This is a genomic window from Alistipes sp. (assembly GCF_048465635.1).
GTDB lineage: Bacteria > Bacteroidota > Bacteroidia > Bacteroidales > Rikenellaceae > Alistipes.
Genome location: NZ_DBFWLF010000005.1, coordinates 341,628 through 361,333, shown reverse-complemented (window position 1 = coordinate 361,333; position 19,706 = coordinate 341,628). Strand labels below are relative to the sequence as shown.

Here is a 19,706-nt window from a genome sequence, read left to right as displayed (position 1 = left end):
GAAATCAAAATCCGAAGACTATGAATATAAACACGTTGACCATCAAGGCGCAGGAGGCGCTGCAAGCGGCGCTCACCCTGGCACGGGAGCGGGGACAGCAGGCTGTCGAACCGCTTCACATTCTTTCGGTGCTCGTGCGCGACGACGATTCGCTCTCGACGTTCCTGCTGGGGCGCGTGGGCGTGAACGTGCGTTCGCTGCGCGACGAGGTGGAGCGTGCCGTGGGCACGCTGCCGCGGGTCGAGGGCGCGGGTGAACAGTTCTTCGCGCAGGACACCTCCAAACTGATCCAGCGCGCGGTCGACTTCACGAAGAAGTTCAACGACAAGTACGCTTCCGTCGAGCACCTGCTGCTGGCGCTCATCGCCGAGCGGGGACAGGCCGCCGAGATTCTCAAGCGTAACGGAGCCACCGAGAAGGAGCTGATCGAGGCGATCCGCACCTTCCGCAAGGGGGCGACGGTCGATTCGCAGACCTCCGAGCAGCAGTTCGATGCGCTGGGCAAATATGCGATCAACCTCAACGAGCAGGCGCGCTCGGGCAAGCTCGATCCGGTGATCGGCCGCGACGAGGAGATCCGGCGCGTGCTGCAAATCCTCTCGCGCCGCACGAAGAACAACCCGATCCTCGTGGGCGAGGCGGGCGTGGGCAAGACGGCCATCGCCGAGGGAATCGCCCATCGGATCGTCGACGGCGACGTGCCCGAGAATCTGAAGTCGAAGGTGATCTACTCGCTCGACATGGGTGCGCTGATCGCCGGAGCGAAGTACCAGGGCGAGTTCGAGGAGCGGCTGAAGGCCGTCGTGCAGGAGGTCGTGGCCAGCGAGGGCGAAATCCTGCTCTTCATCGACGAGATTCACACGCTGGTCGGCGCGGGCAAGTCGTCCGGCGCGATGGACGCCGCGAACATCCTCAAGCCGGCCCTTGCGCGGGGCGACCTGCGGACCATCGGTGCTACGACGCTCGACGAGTTCCAGAAATATTTCGAGCAGGACAAGGCGCTCGAACGCCGTTTCCAGAAGGTGATGGTCGACGAGCCGTCGCGCGAGGACGCCATCTCGATCCTTCGCGGACTGAAGGAACGCTACGAGAACCACCACCAGGTGCGCATCAAGGACGAGGCGATCGTGGCTGCCGTCGATCTGTCGACGCGCTACATCACCTCGCGTTTCCTGCCCGACAAGGCGATCGATTTGGTGGACGAGGCCGCCTCGCGGCTCCGGCTGGAGATGAACTCCGTGCCCGAGGAGATCGACACGCTCGACCGCCGCGTGCGGCAGCTGGAGATCGAGCGCGAAGCGATCCGCCGCGAGAAGGACAAGGAGCGCGTCGGGCAGCTGACCAAGGAGATCGAGGAACTGAAGGCCCGCGACGCGGAGATGCGCGCCAAGTGGCAGGGGCAGCGTGATCTGCTCAAACGGATTCAGGAGAACAAGGACGCCATCGAGCGACTCAAGGTCGAGGCCCAGCAGGCCGAGCGGCAGGGCGACTACGGCAAGGTGGCCGAGATTCGCTACGGGCGGATTCAGGAGGCCGAGAAGCAGATCGCGGCCTTGCAGGAGGAGTACCGCCTCGCCTCGGCCAACGATGCGATGATCAAGGAGGAGGTCGATGCCGGGGACGTGGCCGAAGTCGTGTCGCGCTGGACGGGCATCCCCGTCTCGCGCATGCTGGCCTCCGAGCGGGAGAAGCTGCTGCACATGGAGGACGAGCTGCACAAGCGCGTGGTGGGGCAGGAGCAGGCCATCGCGGCCATCTCGGACGCCGTGCGCCGCTCGCGCGCCGGGCTGAACGACCCGCGCAAGCCGATCGGCTCGTTCATCTTCCTCGGTACGACGGGCGTCGGCAAGACCGAGCTGGCCAAGGCGCTGGCCGAGTTCCTGTTCAACGACGACCAGATGCTCACGCGCATCGACATGAGCGAGTATCAGGAGCGGCACAGCGTCTCGCGGCTCGTGGGCGCGCCTCCGGGATACGTCGGTTACGACGAGGGCGGCCAGCTGACCGAAGCCGTGCGCCGCAAGCCCTATTCGGTGGTGCTGCTTGACGAGATCGAAAAGGCGCACCCCGATGTCTTCAACATCCTGCTGCAGGTGTTGGACGACGGTCGGCTGACCGACAACAAGGGGCGGACGGTCGATTTTCGCAATACGATCATCATCATGACCTCGAACATGGGTTCGCAGATCATCCAGGAGAATTTCGCCGCGGCATTCAACGGCGAGAAGCTCTCCGAGGAGGTGGTCGAGCGGACGCGGCTGGCGGTGATCGACCTCTTGAAACAGCAGCTCAAGCCCGAGTTCCTGAACCGTATCGACGAGATCGTGATGTTCGAGCCGCTGACGCGCCGCGACATCGAGCGCATCGTTGACCTTCAGTTAGGGGCCGTGCGGCGGATGCTCGCCGAAAACGGCATCACGCTCGAATACACCGATAAGGCGCGCGAGTGGGTGGCTGCGGCCGGGTACGACCCGCTCTACGGCGCGCGTCCGGTGAAGCGGACCATTCAGCGGACGATCGTCAACGAACTGTCGAAGCGGATTCTGGCGGGCGAGGTCGACCGCACGAAGCCCATTTCGATCGACGTGCGCGACAATCAGCTGACCTTTGCCAACTGACGTTGCGAAGTTTACCGAAAAAGGGTTCCCTGTTACGGGGGACCCTTTTGTTTTGTGTATGGACGGCGGGCGGCAGCCTGCGGCCCACCGGCTCTTCGAACCGAGCTTCTTGCCCTTTCTTTAGAAGAAAGGGCTAAAGAACCGCGCACGCAGAAAACGGCGGGCGTCCGTCCTCCGCCTCGCTGAACGGGCACGAAAGCTAAAGCATATCGCACACCCGTTCCGGGCGCTCGTCGTCGGACAGCCGCAATTCCCGCCGTTTTCAGAAGTGCGCGTGCAGGTGCGGCGCATTGCGCCGCAAATTATGATTCAAGGACGCAGCCTGCGGAGGGACGCGACAAGCGGGCCTCCGCTGCCCGGGGCTGCGGTCCGCGCGGCTCAAAAGAGCTGCAAACCACTTGGCATGCTTACCAAAACGATTGCACTGCCTGCGTTCCGCGCGGCTCAAAAGAGCTGCAAACCACTTGGCATGCTTGCCAAAACGATTGCACTACCTGCGGTCCGCGCGGCTTGCGGGATCCGCAGGCGATGGGGCTGGTCGGCGGGTGAAAAGCGTTCGGGAACCGCATCAAAGCCCTTTCCGGGCGATCCGCCACGCCAGGGCGTTATAGGCTCCGATCAGCGGAGCGCGCCACCGGACGGGCAGGGCGTTCAGCACGCGGACCTTGCGCAGGGTGCGGCGGTAGGTTTTCGTATAGGAGAAGGTGCGGATGGCCCGCGCGGCCTCTTCGGTTCCCCCTTTGGCCGAGAGAATCAGCGCCTTGCCCAGCGCGGCGCGGGCGATGAACTCGCGCTCCTCCTCGGGGGCCGTCGGGTCGTAAAGCTCTTCGAACGAGTAGGCGGTCCGTTCGGGCGTGTAGGTTGCTGCCGAACGGTTGGAGGCCACGCGCGAGTAGTCGGCCAGCGGCTCGGGCGAGAAGCAGACCGGAAAGCGGCGGGCGATCTTGATCCACATGTAGAGGTCCCCGGCGATCTTCATCCCCTCGGGGAAGCCGCCCACGGCGTCGAACACCCGCCGCGGAATGCAGCTGGCCGAGGGGATGGCGATGTAGCAGTGGGCCGAATCGCGGAAGAAGTTCTCCACCACGCCCCGCCGGCGGGGTGTGCGGGCCGGGAAGCGCCCGTCGTGGCTGACGATGTTGAACGCCGTGCAGTAGACTCCGCAGCCGGGGAACTCGCGGATCATCGCCTCGATTTCGGCCAGAAAGCCCGGCTGCCACTCATCGTCGGCGTCCAAAAGCGCGATGTAGTCACCCGTGGCTTCGGCGACGGCCCGGTTGCGCGCGGCGCACTCGCCGGCGTTGGGTTGGTCGACAAGACGGACGAGCGGCGATGGGATCGAGCGCACGATTTCGGCGCTGCGGTCGGTCGAACCGTCGTTGACGACGATGATCTCCTGCGGCAGCCGCGTCTGGGCGAGCACCGAGCGCAGCGTTGCGCCGATCTCGCGCTCCTTGTTGTAAAGCGGTATGATGACCGAGATGGTCGGGGTCGGAGTTTCCATAGGAACAAAGTTAGCGCTTTTCCCGCGATTCGCAAACCCGGTTCAGCGGCGTTCGAACGACGAGGGTTCGGGCAGCAGCCGCTCGAACGCGGCGTGCAGTTGGCGGCGGATCGCCTCCTCTTCGACGATCGAGGCGCTGTCGTTGATGCAGATCATGCGGCAGGCCCCCTGTTCAATCGTGCGGCAGATGCGTCCGACGGTCGTTTCGTTCAGGTCCGAGAGCACGCAGTCGCGCAGCGAAACGGGGCTGAACGCGCCCCGGCAGAGCACGTCGTAGCGGATGAGCCACTCCGACAGGTCCTCCGTGGTGCGGAACGGACGGCGGCAGGTGGCGTCGAGCCCGGCCCCCCCCCATATCTGCCACGCCCGTTCGAAGCTGCTGCGCAGGTAGGCCTGCGGCATGTGGTGGTCGTGAAGTCCCGGAAGTACCGACCAGGGGGCCAGCAGCAGCGTTTTCGCCAGGTTCGCCGCCCCGTAGCGCGGCGAGAACCACTTGCCGGGGTGGCGCCGCAGCACCTCGTGCGTCTTGTACCGCGCCGCGATGAGGATGCGGTCGTTGAGGATCGTGTGGGTGAAATACTCCGGGGCAGGGATGCTCAGGCGGGCCATGTCGCAGGGCAGTCCGCGGCGGAAGAAGTGGCCGGGCGCGGCGGGACGGCAGAGGAACATGTCGTCGTTGAACGCGACGAACCGCTCGGCCAGCCCCTCGATGCGGTGGAGATTGAGCATCAGCGTGTTCGAATTGAACGTCGGGCGGTACTCGGCAGGCAGGAAGTCGGCATGGTTGACCACATGCAGTTTGGGATGGGTCGTGTCGAGCCATGCGGGGAGGTGGCCCCAGGTGACGAAGTGGACGCGCCTTACCCACGGGGCGAAGCGCTCCACGCCCCGGAACCAGTAGCGCAGCGTCTCCCAGTCGCGGTAACGGGCCACGGACGCATCCTCGCCCGCGAGGTGGCGCGCCGCGGCGAACTCCTGCCGCCAGGCGGGGTCGCTGCCGTCGACCCAGGGGATTACGAAATCTATTTCGTTCATTGTACCAAGAGGTTACAGCCCCGGATGTCCGCGTGTTCGATGCGGCCCGTCACCTCGAACGACCCGTCGGCGTGGACGCGGCCCGTGTCGTCGGTTTGCAGGAATGCGCACGACCAGCAGTTCGCCAGGTCGATGATGTTCAGCCCGCCGCGCGTCCCGGCCGGAAGCAGGTCGAACGGGTCGTTGATGTCGCGCGCTGCGACGCGCATCCACGCCGGGCAGCGGAAGCGGTTGCCGCCCCGGGAGTAGGCCTGGGAGGTCAGCTCGGCCATGCCGTATTCGGAGTGAATCTCCCCCACGCCGAACGCGTCGCAGAGGATGCGGTGGAACTCCTCCTTGGGCAGCTCCTCGCGGTAGCCCTTCATGCCGCCGGTCTCCATGATCACCGTGTCGCGGAGCTTGGGGGCATGGCGCTCGGCCAGGTCCCACAGGGCGTAGCTCACGCCCAGGAGAATCTTGGGTTTGGGATCGGCGGCCATGTCGGCGAGCAGTTGTTCGTAATTGTCGAGGTAGAATCCGCCCGAACCGCAGTCGGCCACCAGCCGGTCGGCCATGTAGACCAGCGACGACCCTTTGCGCCGCAGGTAGTTGGGCAGCAGGGCGTAGAGGCTCCAGCGCGCCGGATCGCCGTAAAAGGTGCTAAACGAACGGCGGAACGCCTCTTCGTAGTGCGCCAGCGAGCGCATCGGATGGCGCGCGGAGGTCATGCCTGTGGTGGCCGACGAGGTGAAGACCGCCTCGGGCGGCGTGTCGGCGCAGTAGACGGTGTGGGTCTTGAAGAGGCGGATGGGCAGCGCGGGAATCCTGCGCCAGTCGTTCACCTCCTCAGCCCGGATGCCGATCCGGTCGAGGTATTCGCGGTAGGGCGCGCACGCGAGAGCCTGACGGCGGAAGAGCGTCAGCGCCGCCGCTTCGAACGAGGCGTCGTCTGCGATGCGGAATATGTCGGTTTCATCAAACATGGTCTTCGATACGGCTCTGCGCTGCCGCCAGTCGGCCGGCGCTGTCCGCCCCGGGCGGGGTTTATCCATGCAAAGATAAGAATTAATCGAAAAAATTTCCTATCTTTGCCTATGCAACCTCAAAGGGGGCTGCAACATATTCGATTTGCGCGAAAGCGTAAGTGCTATCTTCTGCGAACGAAATCTGGTAAATTTTATTCATGGTGAAGATAGGCATAGTTATTTCTACGTCACGTCTGTGGCGTGGGATTGTGTCCTATTTAACCATGAGGGTTTACCAGAGCCTGTTCGCATAAGTGGGATTTCAGTTCCACGCTTTCTTTTTTAGGTCGGCTCACTCGGAACTGGGGGCATTAACCTGAACGACCATGAAGAAATTTTTCAGCATCGTCCGGCAGCTGCTCAAAACGGCGGTCGATCACCTCTATGCCGCCTACGCGGGCGATCCGGCAGGCATTTATCACGACGGCTGGCGTCGCTACGACCCGGACGATACCATATGACCTTTCCGAACTTGAATCAATCCATTATGAAATTATTCAGACAGTAGGAACCTGTATCTTGAACGATCAAATTCACCGGCGACATCGTGGCCGACACGAACGTTACGATCGACGGCGAGATGGTCGGGCGGATCAAATCGACGCGGCACGTCTCGCTGGGGGCCACCTCGCGCTTCGAGGGGGGGGGCATCGAGAGCGAATCGGCGCTGGTGTCGGTAATGTGTGGGGCAGCATCGTCACCTCGCGCTTCCTGAAGGTACGCATACAGGCACGGTGGTCGGCGATCTGACCTCGGCGATGGTCAAGGCCGATTCGTGCGTTGCGATCCAGGGAAAGATCACCTCCCGGCCCGTCGAGCAATAGGGATCGCTGAAGTTGACGGCGGAGGACGTTGCCGACCTCCGTGAAGAGGAGCCCCCCCCCTTGCGTAGGCGGGCTGCCAGGCGCGGGGTGACACTCTTGGGATGCCACTCCGCTTCGTTCTACGGTCGTACCGTCGCCTGCAGGAGGACGGGTTGCGGGGCCTGTCCAGGCCGTCTTGTCGGAACGGGACAGGGCAGGCCCTGCCCCGCCTGCCTGTCTGTCTTGCGGTCTGCCCGCCTGTCTGTCTTATGGCAGGCCCGACTCACAGTCCACCTGCCTGTGTTCGGGATGCCTGGACTGTTTGCTTGCCGGTCTGTCCATGCGGTGTGCCCGCTTGCCAGCCAGCTGATCTCTCTTTTGTCCGACCCGCTTGTCTGTCTTAGGGTCTGCCGGAACTGTCTGCTTGCCGGTCTGACCGTGCGGTTTGCCCGATTGCCAGCCTGCTTGTTTTTCTTGCGGTCTGCCTGAACTGTCTGTCGCCAGTCTTGCGGTATGTACCCGGATTGCCTGCTTGGCGGTCTGACCGTGTGGCCTGCCTGCTTACCTGCCTGCTTACCTGCCGCTTGTCTGTCTTGTGGCCTGTCTATGCTGTCTGTCTATGCTGTCTGCCCGTTTGCCTGCCTGACTGCTTGTCCGTTTTGTCTTTTCGGCTATGAAGGTGCGGTCGGTTGGCGGTTCGGATGTTAGCACGGTACGTGAAGCTGTCATATCTTTGCATAGTCTAACGCCTTGGGACGGCAAAAATGCACTTGAGGGGCCGCAATACCAGCCCCGTCTGCGCCCGTCAGACCGCGATCCGGATTTTCGGGCAGTTCGGAGACAGCGGCATAATTGTGTCCGGCTTCTCTCCGGTAATGTGGAAATATGGGCAAAATCTCGCCCGGCTTCTCTTCGTGTGGTCGGGGGCGCCACCACCACTGCCCGGCTTTTCGCGGGCGCCCGGGGCGGCGCCACAACCGCGCTCCGTATCGGGCGGGACGGTTCGGCGGACCGCCGGGCAATAACGCAAAAACAACAACTACGGCACGGATAAATCCGCCCCGCGGTTGTTGTTTTTGCAAGATGCCTCGGCAAACCGGCGCTGCCCGGCGCGTCAGGTGGTTACTTCTTCACCTTCGGGGCCAGGATCATGTTCATCTTCTTGCCGTCGAGCTTGGGCATCGTCTCTACCTTGGCGAACTCTTCGAGGTCGGTGGCGAAGCGCAGCAGCAGGATTTCGCCCTGCTCCTTGAAGACGATCGATCGGCCGCGGAAAAAGACGTAGGCCTTGACCTTGGCGCCCTCCTTGAGGAAGTTCTGCGCATGCTTCAGCTTGAAGTTGTAGTCGTGATCGTCGGTCTGCGGACCGAAGCGAATCTCCTTGACCACGACTTTCGTCTGGTTCGCCTTCAGCTCCTTGGCCTTCTTCTTCTGCTGGTAGAGGAACTTCTGGTAGTCGGCGATGCGGCATACGGGAGGCTCCGCCTTGGGCGAGATTTCGATCAGGTCGAGCTCCATGTCGTGGGCCAGCCGGAGCGCATCGCGGGTCGGCAGAACCTGGGGCTGCTCGATGTTCTCACCCACCAGACGCACTTCGGGAGCGGTGATCTGCTCGTTGATGCGGTGCGGATTCTCTTTCTCGGGCGGTCTGCGTCCGTAACGGGGATCGCGTCCGGCCGCGGGTTTCGGTCGGTTATTCCCGGGGGTAAACGGCCTCGGCGGGAATGGTTTCGGTGCTGCGATAGTGGTAAGTATTAGTTAAGTTAAAGTGTTCCAATCGTTTAATGACTTTCTCGGAAGCTCCCGCTGAGGAGAGCTTCCGGGAAAAGTCGTATTTATGCTTTTTTGAGCTTGTTGGCCTCCATCTCCTCTTTGACCATGCCGGCGATCAGGTCGCGGAACGCCTCCATCGTCATCTGGCCCTTGTCGCCCTCGCCCTGCGCGCGGACCGAGACAAGCCCTTCGGCCTCCTCCTTCTCGCCCACGATCAGCAGGTAGGGGATGCGCTTGAGTTCGTTGTCGCGGATCTTGCGGCCGATCTTTTCGTTGCGGTCGTCGATCTCCGTGCGCACGTCGCTTCGGTTGAGGAAGTCGACGACCCGCTGCGCATAGTCGTTGTACTTCTCCGAGATGGGAAGCACCACCACCTGCTGCGGCGAGAGCCACAGGGGGAACTTGCCGCCCGTATGCTCCAACAATACTGCCACGAAGCGCTCCATCGAGCCGAACGGCGCGCGGTGGATCATGATCGGGCGGTGGAGCCGGTCGTCGGCCCCCTTGTAGGTCAGGTCGAAGCGCTCGGGCAGGTTGTAGTCCACCTGGATGGTTCCCAGCTGCCACTTGCGGCCGATGGCGTCCTTGACCATGAAGTCGAGCTTCGGGCCGTAGAACGCCGCTTCGCCCAGTTCGACCACCGTGGTGAGCCCCTTCTCCCGGGCGGCCTGCATGATGGCGGCCTCGGCCTTCTCCCAGTTCTCGTCCGAACCGATGTACTTCTCCTTGTTGTTGGGATCGCGCAGCGAAATCTGCGCCGTATAGTTGTCGAACTTAAGCGTTTTGAAGATGTAGAGCACGATGTCGATCACGCGCTCGAACTCTTCGAGCAGCTGGTCGGGCCGCACGAAGAGGTGGGCGTCGTCCTGCGTGAATCCGCGTACGCGCGTCAGTCCGTGCAGCTCGCCCGACTGCTCGTAGCGGTAGACCGTGCCGAACTCCGCCAGCCGCACGGGCAGCTCCTTGTACGAACGGGGTTTCGAGCGGTAAATCTCGCAGTGGTGCGGACAGTTCATCGGCTTGAGCAGATACTCCTCGCCCTCGATGGGGGTGTGGATGGGCTGGAACGAATCCTTGCCGTACTTGGCGTAGTGGCCCGAGGTGACGTAAAGCTCCTTGTTGCCGATATGCGGGGTGATGACCTGCTGGTAGCCGTACTCCTTCTGCACGCCGCGCAGGAACTGTTCCAGCCGGTCGCGCAGCGCAGCGCCCTTGGGCAGCCACAGCGGCAGTCCCTGACCGACGCGCTGCGAGAAGGTGAACAGCTCCAAATCCTTGCCCAGCTTGCGGTGGTCGCGTTTCTTGGCCTCCTCGAGCATGACGAGGTACTCGTCGAGCATCGACTTCTTGGGGAACGAGATGCCGTAGATGCGCGTAAGCATCTTGTTCTTCTCGTTGCCGCGCCAGTAGGCGCCGGCCACCGAAGTGAGCTTCAGGGCCTTGATATAACCCGTGTTGGGAATGTGCGGTCCGCGGCAGAGGTCGGTGAACGCGCCGTTGGTATAGAACGAGATCGTGCCGTCCTCGAGGTCCGAGATCAGCTCGACCTTATATTGGTCGCCCTTCTCGGTGAAGGTCTTCAAAGCCTCGGCTTTGGGTACCTCGCGGCGGACGAGCGCCTCCTTGTTGCGGGAAAGTTCCTGCATCTTCCGCTCGATCTTCTCCAGATCGGCCTCGGTGATGGGCGTGGGCGAATCCACGTCGTAGTAGAAGCCGTTTTCGATGGCCGGTCCGATGCCGAACTTGATGCCCGGATAGAGCGCTTCGAGCGCCTCGGCCAGCAGGTGCGACGAGGTGTGCCAGAAGGCGTGCCTGCCCTCGGGGTCGTCCCACTTGTAGAATTTGATCGAGGCGTCCTCCCCGATCGGGCGCATCATGTCGACGGTTGCGCCGTTTACCGAGGCCGCGAGCGAGTCGGCAGCTAAACGAGGGCTGATGCTCTCCGCGATCCGGTAAGCCGTTGTCCCTTCGGCGTATTCTCTGACGGAGCCGTCGGGAAAAGTGATGTTGATCATGTTGTGTTGTACGTTTGTGGTCCTTTGCGCGGTTTCGACCGTGTTATCCTGCTGAGGGTCTCGCTCGCGGCGTTGCGCCGCGTTTACAAGTCCGACCCACCCCTAAATCCCCGCCCCAGGCGGGGATTTATGTGCCGCAGAGCGGCAAAGGGTGCTTCGATAACTTTCGGTCGCTCCAGCACTCGGGAGCCTATTACTGTTTTGGGTTGCGGGCGCTTCCACAATTACGAGACGGAATACGCCTTCGCCCGGTTAGTTTTTCAGTTCGTTCTTTGCCCGGCGGATCGAGGCCAGGGCGGAGGCCGCACCCAGCAGGCAGGTGACCTCGCCCATCAGCCATTCGTGGAGCGTCGTGTCCGCAAAGAGGTAAAGCCCCAGCCAGGCCGCAGCGAGCGCTCCCCAGATCCACAGCAGCGCAATGCCCGTTCTAAGCCGCTTTTCGGGCTTGCTCCCGCGCTTCCACCTCAACCGGCGCCGTGCAGGGGATTCGTTCGCTTCCGTCATCGTCCTCTCGATCGCTGTTCTTCTTTGCATTACTCGTTCTGCGGCAGGTCCTTGACCGAAACGTCGCGGTTGGAGCGTTCGCGCTCGGCGCGCTGCAGCGGATCGGCCGTCCACTCGGCCCAGGCGCGGCGGTGTTCCACCAGATCGCAGGCCGCATAGAGGGCGTTGCGCATCGATTGCGGGTCGGCCTTGTCCTGACCGGCGATGTCGAAGGCGACTCCGTGGTCGGGCGAGGTGCGCACGTAGGGAAGACCCGCCGTGAAGTTCACCCCGTCGGGGGAGAGCGACTTGAACGGGGCCAGCCCCTGATCGTGGTACATGGCCAGAATGCCGTCGTATTTGGCGTAGCCGCCCCCGGCGAAAAGCCCGTCGGCGGCGAAGGGTCCGAAGGCCAGCACGCCCGCCTCGAACGCCTCGACGATGGCCGGGCGGATGATCTCCTGCTCCTCGCGGCCCAGCAGCCCGCCGTCGCCGGCGTGGGGGTTGAGGGCCATCACTGCGATGCGCGGCTCGACGATGCCGAAGTCCTCGCGCAGCGAGCGGCGCAGCGTATGGAGGTCGCGGACGATCTTCTCCCGGGTGATGCTGCGGGCGATCTCGGCCACGGGGATGTGCTTGGTGACCAGCCCCACGCGCAGCACGTCGCTGCACAGGATCATCATCGGCTCGCCGCCCAGCTCCGCACCCAGATACTCGGTGTGGCCCGTGAAGCGGAAGTCGTCGCACTGGACGGTCTGCTTGTCGAAAGGCGCGGTCACCACGGCGTCGATCGCCCCCTCCTTCAGTTCGGCGAGGGCCTTGCGCAGCGCCTCGACGGCCGCACGGCCCGCTTCGGGCGCGGCCTTGCCCGGCTCGATCGCGCCCGGATTGCCGCACGCGACCAGATTGACCCGGCCGCGGCGCGCCTCGCGCCCCGAAGCGACGGGGAGGAACTGGATGCTCTCCGTATCGGCGAGCGTATTTTTGTACCAGGCCGCGGCCTCGGGCCAGCCGTAGACGACGGGGGTCATCAGCTCCGTCATGCGTACGTCCGCGAGCGCCTTGAGGATGACCTCCCAGCCGATGCCGTTCGTGTCGCCCTGCGTGATGCCTATCCGGAGTTTGTGTTCGTTCATGGATACGTTTGTTTCAACTTACAAAGTTATAAAATATTCAGAATACGCAAGACATTGCAAGGCAATAAAATGATTTTTTGTACCGGCCGGTACGGCGGATGCGAATTTTTTCTACCTTTGTTTTCGCAGTCTGCAAGGGCTGCATACATATCGATAAAAGCGCATCGGCTTTTTTCTTACCGTCGGAAATTGGACACTTCCCAAGTAGCGTAAGGAACAAAGGTTGATGCTCTCGCTGTTTCTCAGGCGTGGGCATATACCGTTATTCTACGTTACAGGTCGTCCAATACCTCGGCGGTGGATTCGGTCCGTTGCCCGCGCTTTTTCGAGCCAAAAGGTCTGTGAGATGAGAAGAAGCGGTTGCAAAGTGGTGAAATACAACGAGGGCCTCTCCGACGCGATCTTCGAGCTGATGTTCGAAACGCTGTGGGTGGCTCCGTACGACCGGCGCCGGCGCGATGTGGTCTGGCGCGAGTTCGATCGTTGTGCCCGCAAAGCCGTCGCCGTGCTGAGTGTGAGCGACCTCGATGCCCTCCCGGATGGGCGGGCGGCGGAACTGGGTCGGACGATGGAGCTGTTTTTGCGGAGTGTGGAACGGGTCGATGAAGCGTGTCTCTTTCCCGGCATGCCGGGACGGCTTGCGGTCGCGCAGGCGCATGCGATCTGTGTAGAGATCTACGCCCGATGTCCGGCGGCCAAACCGGAGCGGGCCGAGACGGTCGGTTGAACCCGTCGGGGTTCAGAGGTCCCTTGCCCAGATTTCGCCGCAAGCCTCGCTCCGACTCCGAATAGGCGCGCTCCGTTTTGCGGAGGCGGCCCGGCCGGGCAAAGATCGCAGGCGATCGGACGCCCCGGTCCGTCGTGTATCTCTTTTTGCACCTGTTTCGGCCCCCCCCAAAAATGCTCCGGCCGGATTTGTCCCGGTCCCGGCCTACTTTTGCCTTGTGCCCGCCTGTCTTCTGAACTCCGAGCAGACGATTCCGGCGGCCATCGCCACGTTGAGCGACTCGGTCGTGCGGCGGTCGGGGGGATAGGGCGGAATCAGCAGTTTGTGCGTCACGGTGTGGGCCGCGGCGTCGCTTATGCCGCGCCCCTCGTTGCCCAATACGACGATCCCGGCGGCGGAAAGTTCCGTCTTGTAAAGATTCTCCCCCTCGAGGAACGTGCCGTAGACGGGCACGCTCTGCGCGGCGGCGGAAGCCAGCAGCGGCGGCAGGTCGGTGTAGTGGACCCTTACGCGCAAAATGGCCCCCATCGTGGCCTGCACGACCTTGGGGTTGAAGCAGTCGGCCGTCGCGGGCGAGCAGACCACGTCGCGGATGCCGAACCAATCGGCCAGACGGATGATCGTCCCCAGATTGCCCGGGTTCTGCACGTCGTCCAGCGCCAGCGTCAACTGTCCGGCAAGCGCTTCCGGGCGGAGTTCGTAGCGGGGTATTTCGACTAATGCCAGTGAGTTGGAGGCGGTTTTGAGCAGCGACAGCCGCTCCATGTCGCGCGGAGTGACGGTCTCGACCTCCTCCCCGACGAACACCCCCTCGAGCGCGAAGATCCTTCGGATGTGCAGGTGCGAGGCGCGCAGTTCGCCCACCAGTTTCTCCCCTTCGGCCACGAAGAGGCCGTGCTGCGTGCGGCCGCGTTTGTCGGCCAGCGCGCGGACGAGTTGTATGTCGGCTTTGGTCATCGCTGTTTTTCGATCGTATAGCAGGTTCCTTCGGTGGCGGGGTAGGTCTCGGGGAAGAGCCGCTGCGCCTCCTCGACCAGCACCCCCTCGTCCTTGTAGCGCGAGGAGTAGTGGCCGATCACCAGCCGGTGCGCTCCGGCCTTCAGGGCCGCTTTGGCCGCGTCGGCGGTGGTCGAGTGCCCCCGCTCGCGGGCGATGCGCTGCTCGGCGGCGGCGTAGGTGGCTTCGTGGTACATCAGATCGACCCCCTTGCACAGGGTTGCGGCTTTGGCCGAAAAGTTCGTGTCGGAGAGGTAGGCATAGGAGCGGGGTTCGTAGGGACAGTAGGTCAGCTCCGCATTGGGAATGACCTCGCCCGAGGCGAGGGTCACGTCCTCGCCCCGCTTGGCGGCGGTGATCTGGGCGATCGTCAGCCCGTATTTGGCGATCGGGAACTTGTCGACGTTCAGCGGCGGCCGCTTCTCGCGGAAGAGGAATCCGGCGCACGGCACGCGGTGGCGCAGCGGGATGCTCCACACCTCGAGCGTGCGGTTCTCCAAAAGCAGGGCGTGCTGCGTGGTGTCCACCTCGCTCCACACCACCGGATAGGGCAGTTCGCTGTCGAAATAGCGCAGGTGGCAGGCCAGCATCTCCCCGAAGGGCGCGGGTGCGAAGACCCTTAGCGCCGTCTTGCGGCCGTAGAGGCCCAGCGACGAAATCAGCGGGAAAAGCCCGTAAACGTGGTCGCCGTGCAGGTGGGAGATAAAGACTGCGCGGAGCTTCAGCGGGTTGATGCCGCAGCGGATCAGCTGCTGCTGCACTCCTTCCCCCGCGTCCACCAGAAAGTGCTGCTCATGTACATTGACCACCTGGGCCGACGGATGCCGGCTCGCGGTGGGTTTGGCCGAAGCGGAACCTAATATGGTGATGTTGAAGCTCATATCTTTTCGATTTTATGGGGTGTCTGCGGCACATCCCTTGTCCGTCCCGAATGGGAAATACTATTTGTATGTCCCATCCGTGCCGGACTGCACGATGCACCCCATCCGCCTCCCTAAAATCAAAAATTAAAAATCAATATTCTCGGATACACCGGATTCTGCATCGGTATTATTATGCGGAGGTCTACCGCAGCAGGAACCGCTCGCAGTCGAGTGCCGCGATGCAGCCCGACCCGGCGGCGGTGATGGCCTGGCGGTAGTGGGGGTCCTGCACGTCCCCGGCGGCGAAGACCCCTTCGACGTTGGTTTTCGAGCTGTTGCCCTCCGTGATGATGTATCCCTCGGCGTCGAGCGCCAGCTGGTCGGCGAAAAGCTCCGTATTGGGGTGGTGGCCGATAGCCAGGAAGAAGCCCGAGATGTCGATCTTCTGCTCCGAGCCGTCGCTCTTGCGCAGCAGCGCCCCCGTGACGCCCGACTCGTCGCCCAGCACCTCGGCGGTGTTGTGCTCGAACAATACCTCGATGTTGGGCGTGCGGAAGACCCGCTCCTGCATCGCTTTCGACGCGCGCAGGAAGGGCTTGCGGACGATCAGGTAGACCTTGCGGCAGAGCGAGGCGAGGTAGGTGGCCTCTTCGCAGGCCGTGTCGCCGCCGCCCACCACCGCCACGTCCTTCTTGCGGTAGAAGAAGCCGTCGCACGTGGCGCAGGCGCTCACGCCCTGACCGCGGTATTTGGTCTCGGACGGGAGACCCAGGTAGCGGGCCGACGCGCCCGTGGCGATGATCAGACTCTCGGCCATCAGCTCCCGCTGTCCGTCGACGATGACGTGGAACGGCCGCGAGGAGAGGTCGACGCTGGTGACCATGCCCGTGCGGATGTCGGCGCCGAAGCGCTCGGCCTGCTGCCGCATCTCGGCCATCATCTGCGGGCCGCTCACCCCTTCGGGGTAGCCGGGGAAGTTCTCCACGTCGGTGGTGGTCGTAAGCTGCCCGCCCGGCTCGATCCCCTCGTAGAGTACGGGCTGGAGGTTGGCGCGCGAGGTGTAGATGGCGGCGGTGTAGCCGGCCGGCCCGCTGCCGATAATCAGTACTTTTACTTCTTCCATAACGTTGTTTGTCGTTTTAACATTCACATTTCGTTCCGAACTCGGTCAGGCGGCGACCCAAATAGTCGAAAAGCGCCCACCGTCCGTTCTGCCGCACGTGCACGACGCTCTCCACCGGATCGTAGTCGACGATCTCGTACCGGGCGGGGATGACGAAGCGGCCCTGGCGGTCGATCAGCCCCATGCCCTCGGCGGTCTGGACCTCGGCGCGTCCCTCGCGGAAGTCGCCCGCCCAAAGGAACTGCGGCGGGATGACCGTCCGGTTCTCCGTGTCGACGTAGCCGTAACCCGTCTGGTCCTCGACGCAGACCAGCCCCTCGAAGACGTGGCTGGTCCAGCGGTGGCCCTCCAGCCGCCGCAGCGGGGAGTAAGCGGCGGCGACGTCGTGCGCCTGGCCGGTTCCCGAGCACGTTTCGATTCGGCTGCGGAGCGCCGCGAACGCCTCCCGGTCGTTGTCGCTTCCCTCGCCCAGATGCGCATCGTGGTAGCGCAGGGGGATAAACCGCCCGCCGCTCCAGCGCAGATTGCCGGGCTTGAGGTTGTTGTGCCTGAAGCCGATCCGGCGCAGCTCCTCTTGGAGGGCATCGAGCGCCGCAAGGAGCGTCGGGGCGTGTTCGGCGAGCAGCGCTTCCTCGAAGTCGCGGCCCCGGGGCAGGTGCTGGAGCACCAGATCGCAGTGCTGTGCGTTGCCCGCAGCGTCGGCCCAGCGCAGCTCCTGCGGCAGGATGCGGTATTCGGCCAGCCACGGGCTGTTGAGCCGGCGCAGGGCCGAGGCGGTGCGTTCGATGCGGGGCAGGGCGGCGGGCGAGAGGGGCAGGAAGAGCAGCCACTGCTCGCCGTGCCAGGTGATCCGCGCTTCGGCGAAGCGCGTGGTGCGCACGAGCTGCGGCAGGCCGTTTTCATCCGTCGCCGCGCGGGCGTCGGCAAGCGTTGCGAACGACAGGTCGGGCGACGCGAGCGCCCGGGCGAAGGTTTGCAGGGTCGGGGTCATGGCTATTCGGTTTTGACGCTGATCGATCCGATGTTGAGCATGACCACCAGTTCGGCGGCCGAGGCGTTGTAGCTCATGCCGCGGAAGGGCGGCACGGCTCCGGGACCTTTCGCTTCGCGGATGGACTCGTCGAAGAGTGCGGGCATCGGGCTGGAGCAGTCGTAGAGCAGCGAAGCGTAGCGGTTGGGGTAGGCGGCTTCCGCCTCGGTGGGGAAGAAGACGCTGTGCGGAGCGTCGCCCGCCGCGATGTGGATATTGACCAGGAGCACGTTTCCGTCCCCGGTGCGGATCGCCTTGATCTGCCCGGCCACAGCGCGCAGCTCCTCCTCGTCGCAGTCGGTGGCTTCGCCGTCGGTGATGTTGAAGACCACGGGCGGGAAACTCTGCGCATGGGCCGGGTGGGCGCACCACGCCGCAACCAGGTCGCGCGCCCGGCGCAGGGCTTCGCACATGGGCGTCTGCCCAGCAGCATGCGGCTCGATCCAGGCCGGGACGGGAACTTCGCGCAGCGCCGTGCCGCCGTCGGGCAGCCGGTGTTCGACCAGCTCGCGCCGCACGGGCATCTCCCGCGCGGCCAGCTCCGCCACGCCGATCAGCTCCCGGTTGTCGGGCAGCAGCGAGTAGACCTCGTCGTCGCCCGAATAGGCCATCACGGCCAGGTCGTAGTAGTCGCGCACGCCGTCGCTGCGGCGCGCCCGTTCGATCAGTTCGAACAACAGGTCGTTGGCGATGCGCGCCACCGCCTCGGCTTTGGTCGCGGTCCGGCCGCGAAAGAGGATGGGTTCGGCCATCGAGCCGGAGGCGTCGATCAAAAGGACGAACGCCGTCCGGTGGTTTCTCGTAATGCTCTGCGTATACATGGTTGCGTCTTTGGGTTCTATTCCAGGCCGCGGACGGCGCGGTAGTCGTCGCGGCGTTCGCGTTCGTCGTCGCAGTCCAGACCGTACGACACGGCCATGTCGAGCGAGCAGTCGCGCGCGCGGTCGGCGTCGGTCGTGCGGCGCAGCGCGGCGTGGGCGTTGCGGCCGGCGGCGATCGCCTCGCGGATCTCCCCGACTGTAGGCGTATGCCCCAGCATCGAGGCGTAGACCTGCTCGGCCCAGCTGCGGGCGTAATCGCCGTAATGGACGAAGAAGACCCGAAAGCGGTTGTCGATGGCCTCGGGGGTGGTCAGCTCGCCGCTTTCGATCGCGGCCACGATGTCGTCGGCCGCGCGTTTGGCGATGTACTGTCCGGCCACGTCGATCCAGCGGCCCGCGCCGTCGTACCGCTCCGTGGAGCTGCCCCCCTCGAGCATCGCGCCCAGTGCGGCGACGATGGCCCGGTTGTAAAGCCCGATGCCGCGACGGAGCGCCGAGGCGCGGATCTGCACCTTGTTATGCGCATAGACCGGCGCGTCGGGGTCCTGCTCCTCGAGCCGGTGGAGCGTGTCCACGGCCCGGAGCATGGCTCCCGTGACGTAGGGGTTGTACTCCTCGAAGTTGATGACGTCGCGTTTGAGCGTGCGGCGGTCGCGGGCCGGCCACTTCTCGATGTCGCGCACCGCGCCGTAGCTTGTCAGGTTCGCGCCCGGCATGAGGAACGAGCGTCCGTCGCGTTCGATCAGGTAGGAGTAGGGGAAGATCGAGGTGTCGTGGTGGAACGAGTGGTGGCCCATGATCATCGTGAAGGCCCCCTCCAGCGCGGGAGACATGATGTAGGCGCTGCTGGCGAACTTGCAGCCGCGCAGGTGGACCGCCTGATGCACGGCGCCGCTCTTGAAGAGGTGGTTGCTCTGGTTCGAACCGCTGCCGGCGTTGAAGAAGGAGAACATGCCGGCGATCAGCAGCGACGACTTGTGGTGGGAGACGGTGTAGGGCCCCGCGAATACCGCCGCGGCCTCGCCGTTCTCGCAGTGCGAGTTGGCGAAGAAGAGCGATTCGGCGGCCGTGAATCCCTTGTCCAAGCGGCAGCTCTCGCCCACGAAGCACCGCTCGACGGTGGCGCCGTTATCGATCCGCGCCCCCTCGGCCGCGATGAAGTCGTAGGCTTTTACATCCACGCCGATGCACGCTCCGTCGCATACCGTGCCGTTTTGGAGCACGGAGGCTCCGTCGACGGTCACTCCGTTGCCGATACGCACCTCGCGGATGAAGCGCGCCCCGACGATGCGGCAGTCGCGGCCCGTTTCGCCCATATCGGAAGTGCGTGCTTCGCAGTAGTCGGCGATCATCCGCTCCAGCGCGGCGACCATCGCGGGCCGGTGGCGGTAGACGGCCATCAGATAGGCGACCTGCGCCGACATGCGGTCGAAGATCGGAACCGTGCGGCCGCCGCATTCGTTCATCGTCGCCACGCGCGCGCCGTTGCCGAACGCCGAGCGGCTGCGGCATTCGAGGGCCGTGACCCCCTCGACGACGGTGCGCTCGCCCAGGCGGTAGTTCCTGACGCGCGAGCGGACGATGCGTGCCCCGGAGGCGATCTCCACGCGCCCCTCCAGCCGGCTTTGCAGCAGCTGTTCCGGCCGGAAATCCGCCGAGACCGCCACCTCCGTCCACGCTTCGGCCGAGGAGCCGCACGCTTCGACGGCTGCGATCTCCGCCGCGGTTAACTTTCTGAGTGCGTCCATGCGTTCTGTTTTAACGGCAAATATAAC

At 64.0% G+C, this 19,706-nt stretch carries 18 protein-coding genes; 5 read left to right on the top strand and 13 right to left on the bottom strand.

All coding sequences use genetic code 11. From position 1 onward, the window contains the following. Positions 1 to 20: 20 nt before the first annotated feature. Positions 21 to 2,618, top strand: a complete 2,598-nt coding sequence (gene clpB, locus ACMO9O_RS02545) for an ATP-dependent chaperone ClpB (RefSeq protein WP_418982047.1) — start codon at positions 21 to 23, stop codon at positions 2,616 to 2,618. 568 nt (positions 2,619 to 3,186) lie between these two features. On the opposite strand, the gene ACMO9O_RS02540 is transcribed toward clpB, so the two are convergent. Genes ACMO9O_RS02540 through ACMO9O_RS02530 form a run of 3 tightly spaced genes read right to left on the bottom strand, consistent with a single transcriptional unit; the run spans position 3,187 to position 6,119 of the window. Next, a complete protein-coding gene (locus ACMO9O_RS02540; RefSeq protein WP_418982046.1) occupies positions 3,187 to 4,122 on the bottom strand; it encodes a glycosyltransferase family 2 protein in 936 nt (311 codons plus the stop codon). Between the two features lie 42 nt (positions 4,123 to 4,164). Then, positions 4,165 to 5,157, bottom strand: coding sequence for a Stealth CR1 domain-containing protein (locus ACMO9O_RS02535; protein WP_418982045.1), 993 nt, complete (start codon positions 5,155 to 5,157; stop codon positions 4,165 to 4,167). Then, positions 5,154 to 6,119 carry an acyltransferase gene (locus ACMO9O_RS02530; protein ID WP_418982135.1) on the bottom strand — a complete coding sequence of 322 codons (966 nt, stop codon included), beginning with the start codon at positions 6,117 to 6,119 and terminating at the stop codon, positions 5,154 to 5,156. Before ACMO9O_RS02530 ends, ACMO9O_RS02535 begins: the two co-directional genes overlap by 4 nt. Before the next feature lie 368 nt (positions 6,120 to 6,487). Between ACMO9O_RS02530 and ACMO9O_RS02525 the strand changes: the two genes are divergently transcribed. From ACMO9O_RS02525 to ACMO9O_RS02515, 3 genes are all read left to right on the top strand, one after another. Next, a complete protein-coding gene (locus tag ACMO9O_RS02525; RefSeq protein WP_418982044.1) occupies positions 6,488 to 6,622 on the top strand; it encodes a hypothetical protein in 135 nt (44 codons plus the stop codon). Between the two features lie 65 nt (positions 6,623 to 6,687). Next, positions 6,688 to 6,876 (top strand): polymer-forming cytoskeletal protein, encoded by a 189-nt coding sequence (locus ACMO9O_RS02520; protein WP_418982134.1) that lies wholly within the window; start codon positions 6,688 to 6,690, stop codon positions 6,874 to 6,876. Next, on the top strand, positions 6,845 to 6,985 hold the full coding sequence (locus ACMO9O_RS02515; RefSeq protein WP_418982043.1) for a hypothetical protein: 141 nt from the start codon (positions 6,845 to 6,847) through the stop codon (positions 6,983 to 6,985). Before ACMO9O_RS02520 ends, ACMO9O_RS02515 begins: the two co-directional genes overlap by 32 nt. A gap of 1,101 nt (positions 6,986 to 8,086) precedes the next feature. Here the strand turns inward: ACMO9O_RS02515 and infC are convergent. From infC to pdxA, 4 genes are all read right to left on the bottom strand, one after another. Then, positions 8,087 to 8,707, bottom strand: a complete 621-nt coding sequence (infC, locus tag ACMO9O_RS02510) for a translation initiation factor IF-3 (RefSeq protein ID WP_418982133.1) — start codon at positions 8,705 to 8,707, stop codon at positions 8,087 to 8,089. A 92-nt stretch (positions 8,708 to 8,799) separates the two neighbouring features. Continuing rightward, a complete protein-coding gene (gene thrS, locus ACMO9O_RS02505; protein ID WP_418982042.1) occupies positions 8,800 to 10,752 on the bottom strand; it encodes a threonine--tRNA ligase in 1,953 nt (650 codons plus the stop codon). A gap of 252 nt (positions 10,753 to 11,004) precedes the next feature. Further along, on the bottom strand, positions 11,005 to 11,256 hold the full coding sequence (locus ACMO9O_RS02500; protein ID WP_418982041.1) for a hypothetical protein: 252 nt from the start codon (positions 11,254 to 11,256) through the stop codon (positions 11,005 to 11,007). A gap of 29 nt (positions 11,257 to 11,285) precedes the next feature. Then, complete coding sequence (pdxA, locus tag ACMO9O_RS02495; RefSeq protein ID WP_418982040.1) at positions 11,286 to 12,371, bottom strand: 4-hydroxythreonine-4-phosphate dehydrogenase PdxA; 1,086 nt, start codon at positions 12,369 to 12,371, stop codon at positions 11,286 to 11,288. 346 nt (positions 12,372 to 12,717) lie between these two features. Between pdxA and ACMO9O_RS02490 the strand changes: the two genes are divergently transcribed. Then, positions 12,718 to 13,098, top strand: a complete 381-nt coding sequence (locus ACMO9O_RS02490) for a hypothetical protein (protein ID WP_418982039.1) — start codon at positions 12,718 to 12,720, stop codon at positions 13,096 to 13,098. 204 nt (positions 13,099 to 13,302) lie between these two features. Here the strand turns inward: ACMO9O_RS02490 and ACMO9O_RS02485 are convergent, their stop codons facing one another. From ACMO9O_RS02485 to ACMO9O_RS02460, 6 genes are all read right to left on the bottom strand, one after another. After that, positions 13,303 to 14,055: an RNA methyltransferase gene (locus ACMO9O_RS02485; protein WP_418982038.1), complete on the bottom strand. Its 753-nt coding sequence runs from the start codon at positions 14,053 to 14,055 to the stop codon at positions 13,303 to 13,305. Beyond that, positions 14,052 to 14,975 (bottom strand): ribonuclease Z, encoded by a 924-nt coding sequence (locus tag ACMO9O_RS02480; protein WP_418982037.1) that lies wholly within the window; start codon positions 14,973 to 14,975, stop codon positions 14,052 to 14,054. Before ACMO9O_RS02480 ends, ACMO9O_RS02485 begins: the two co-directional genes overlap by 4 nt. A 184-nt stretch (positions 14,976 to 15,159) precedes the next feature. Continuing rightward, the gene (gene trxB, locus ACMO9O_RS02475; RefSeq protein WP_418982036.1) at positions 15,160 to 16,080 is read right to left on the bottom strand and encodes a thioredoxin-disulfide reductase; all 921 of its coding nucleotides are present in this window, start codon (positions 16,078 to 16,080) and stop codon (positions 15,160 to 15,162) included. Positions 16,081 to 16,096: 16 nt separating this feature from the next. Beyond that, entirely contained in the window at positions 16,097 to 17,071 is a 975-nt protein-coding gene (locus ACMO9O_RS02470; RefSeq protein ID WP_418982035.1) for a WG repeat-containing protein, read from the bottom strand. A 2-nt stretch (positions 17,072 to 17,073) separates the two neighbouring features. Further along, a complete protein-coding gene (locus ACMO9O_RS02465; protein ID WP_418982034.1) occupies positions 17,074 to 17,931 on the bottom strand; it encodes a VWA domain-containing protein in 858 nt (285 codons plus the stop codon). Between the two features lie 17 nt (positions 17,932 to 17,948). Further along, positions 17,949 to 19,679, bottom strand: coding sequence for a DUF4954 family protein (locus ACMO9O_RS02460; protein WP_418982033.1), 1,731 nt, complete (start codon positions 19,677 to 19,679; stop codon positions 17,949 to 17,951). Between the last annotated feature and the right edge of the window lie 27 nt (positions 19,680 to 19,706).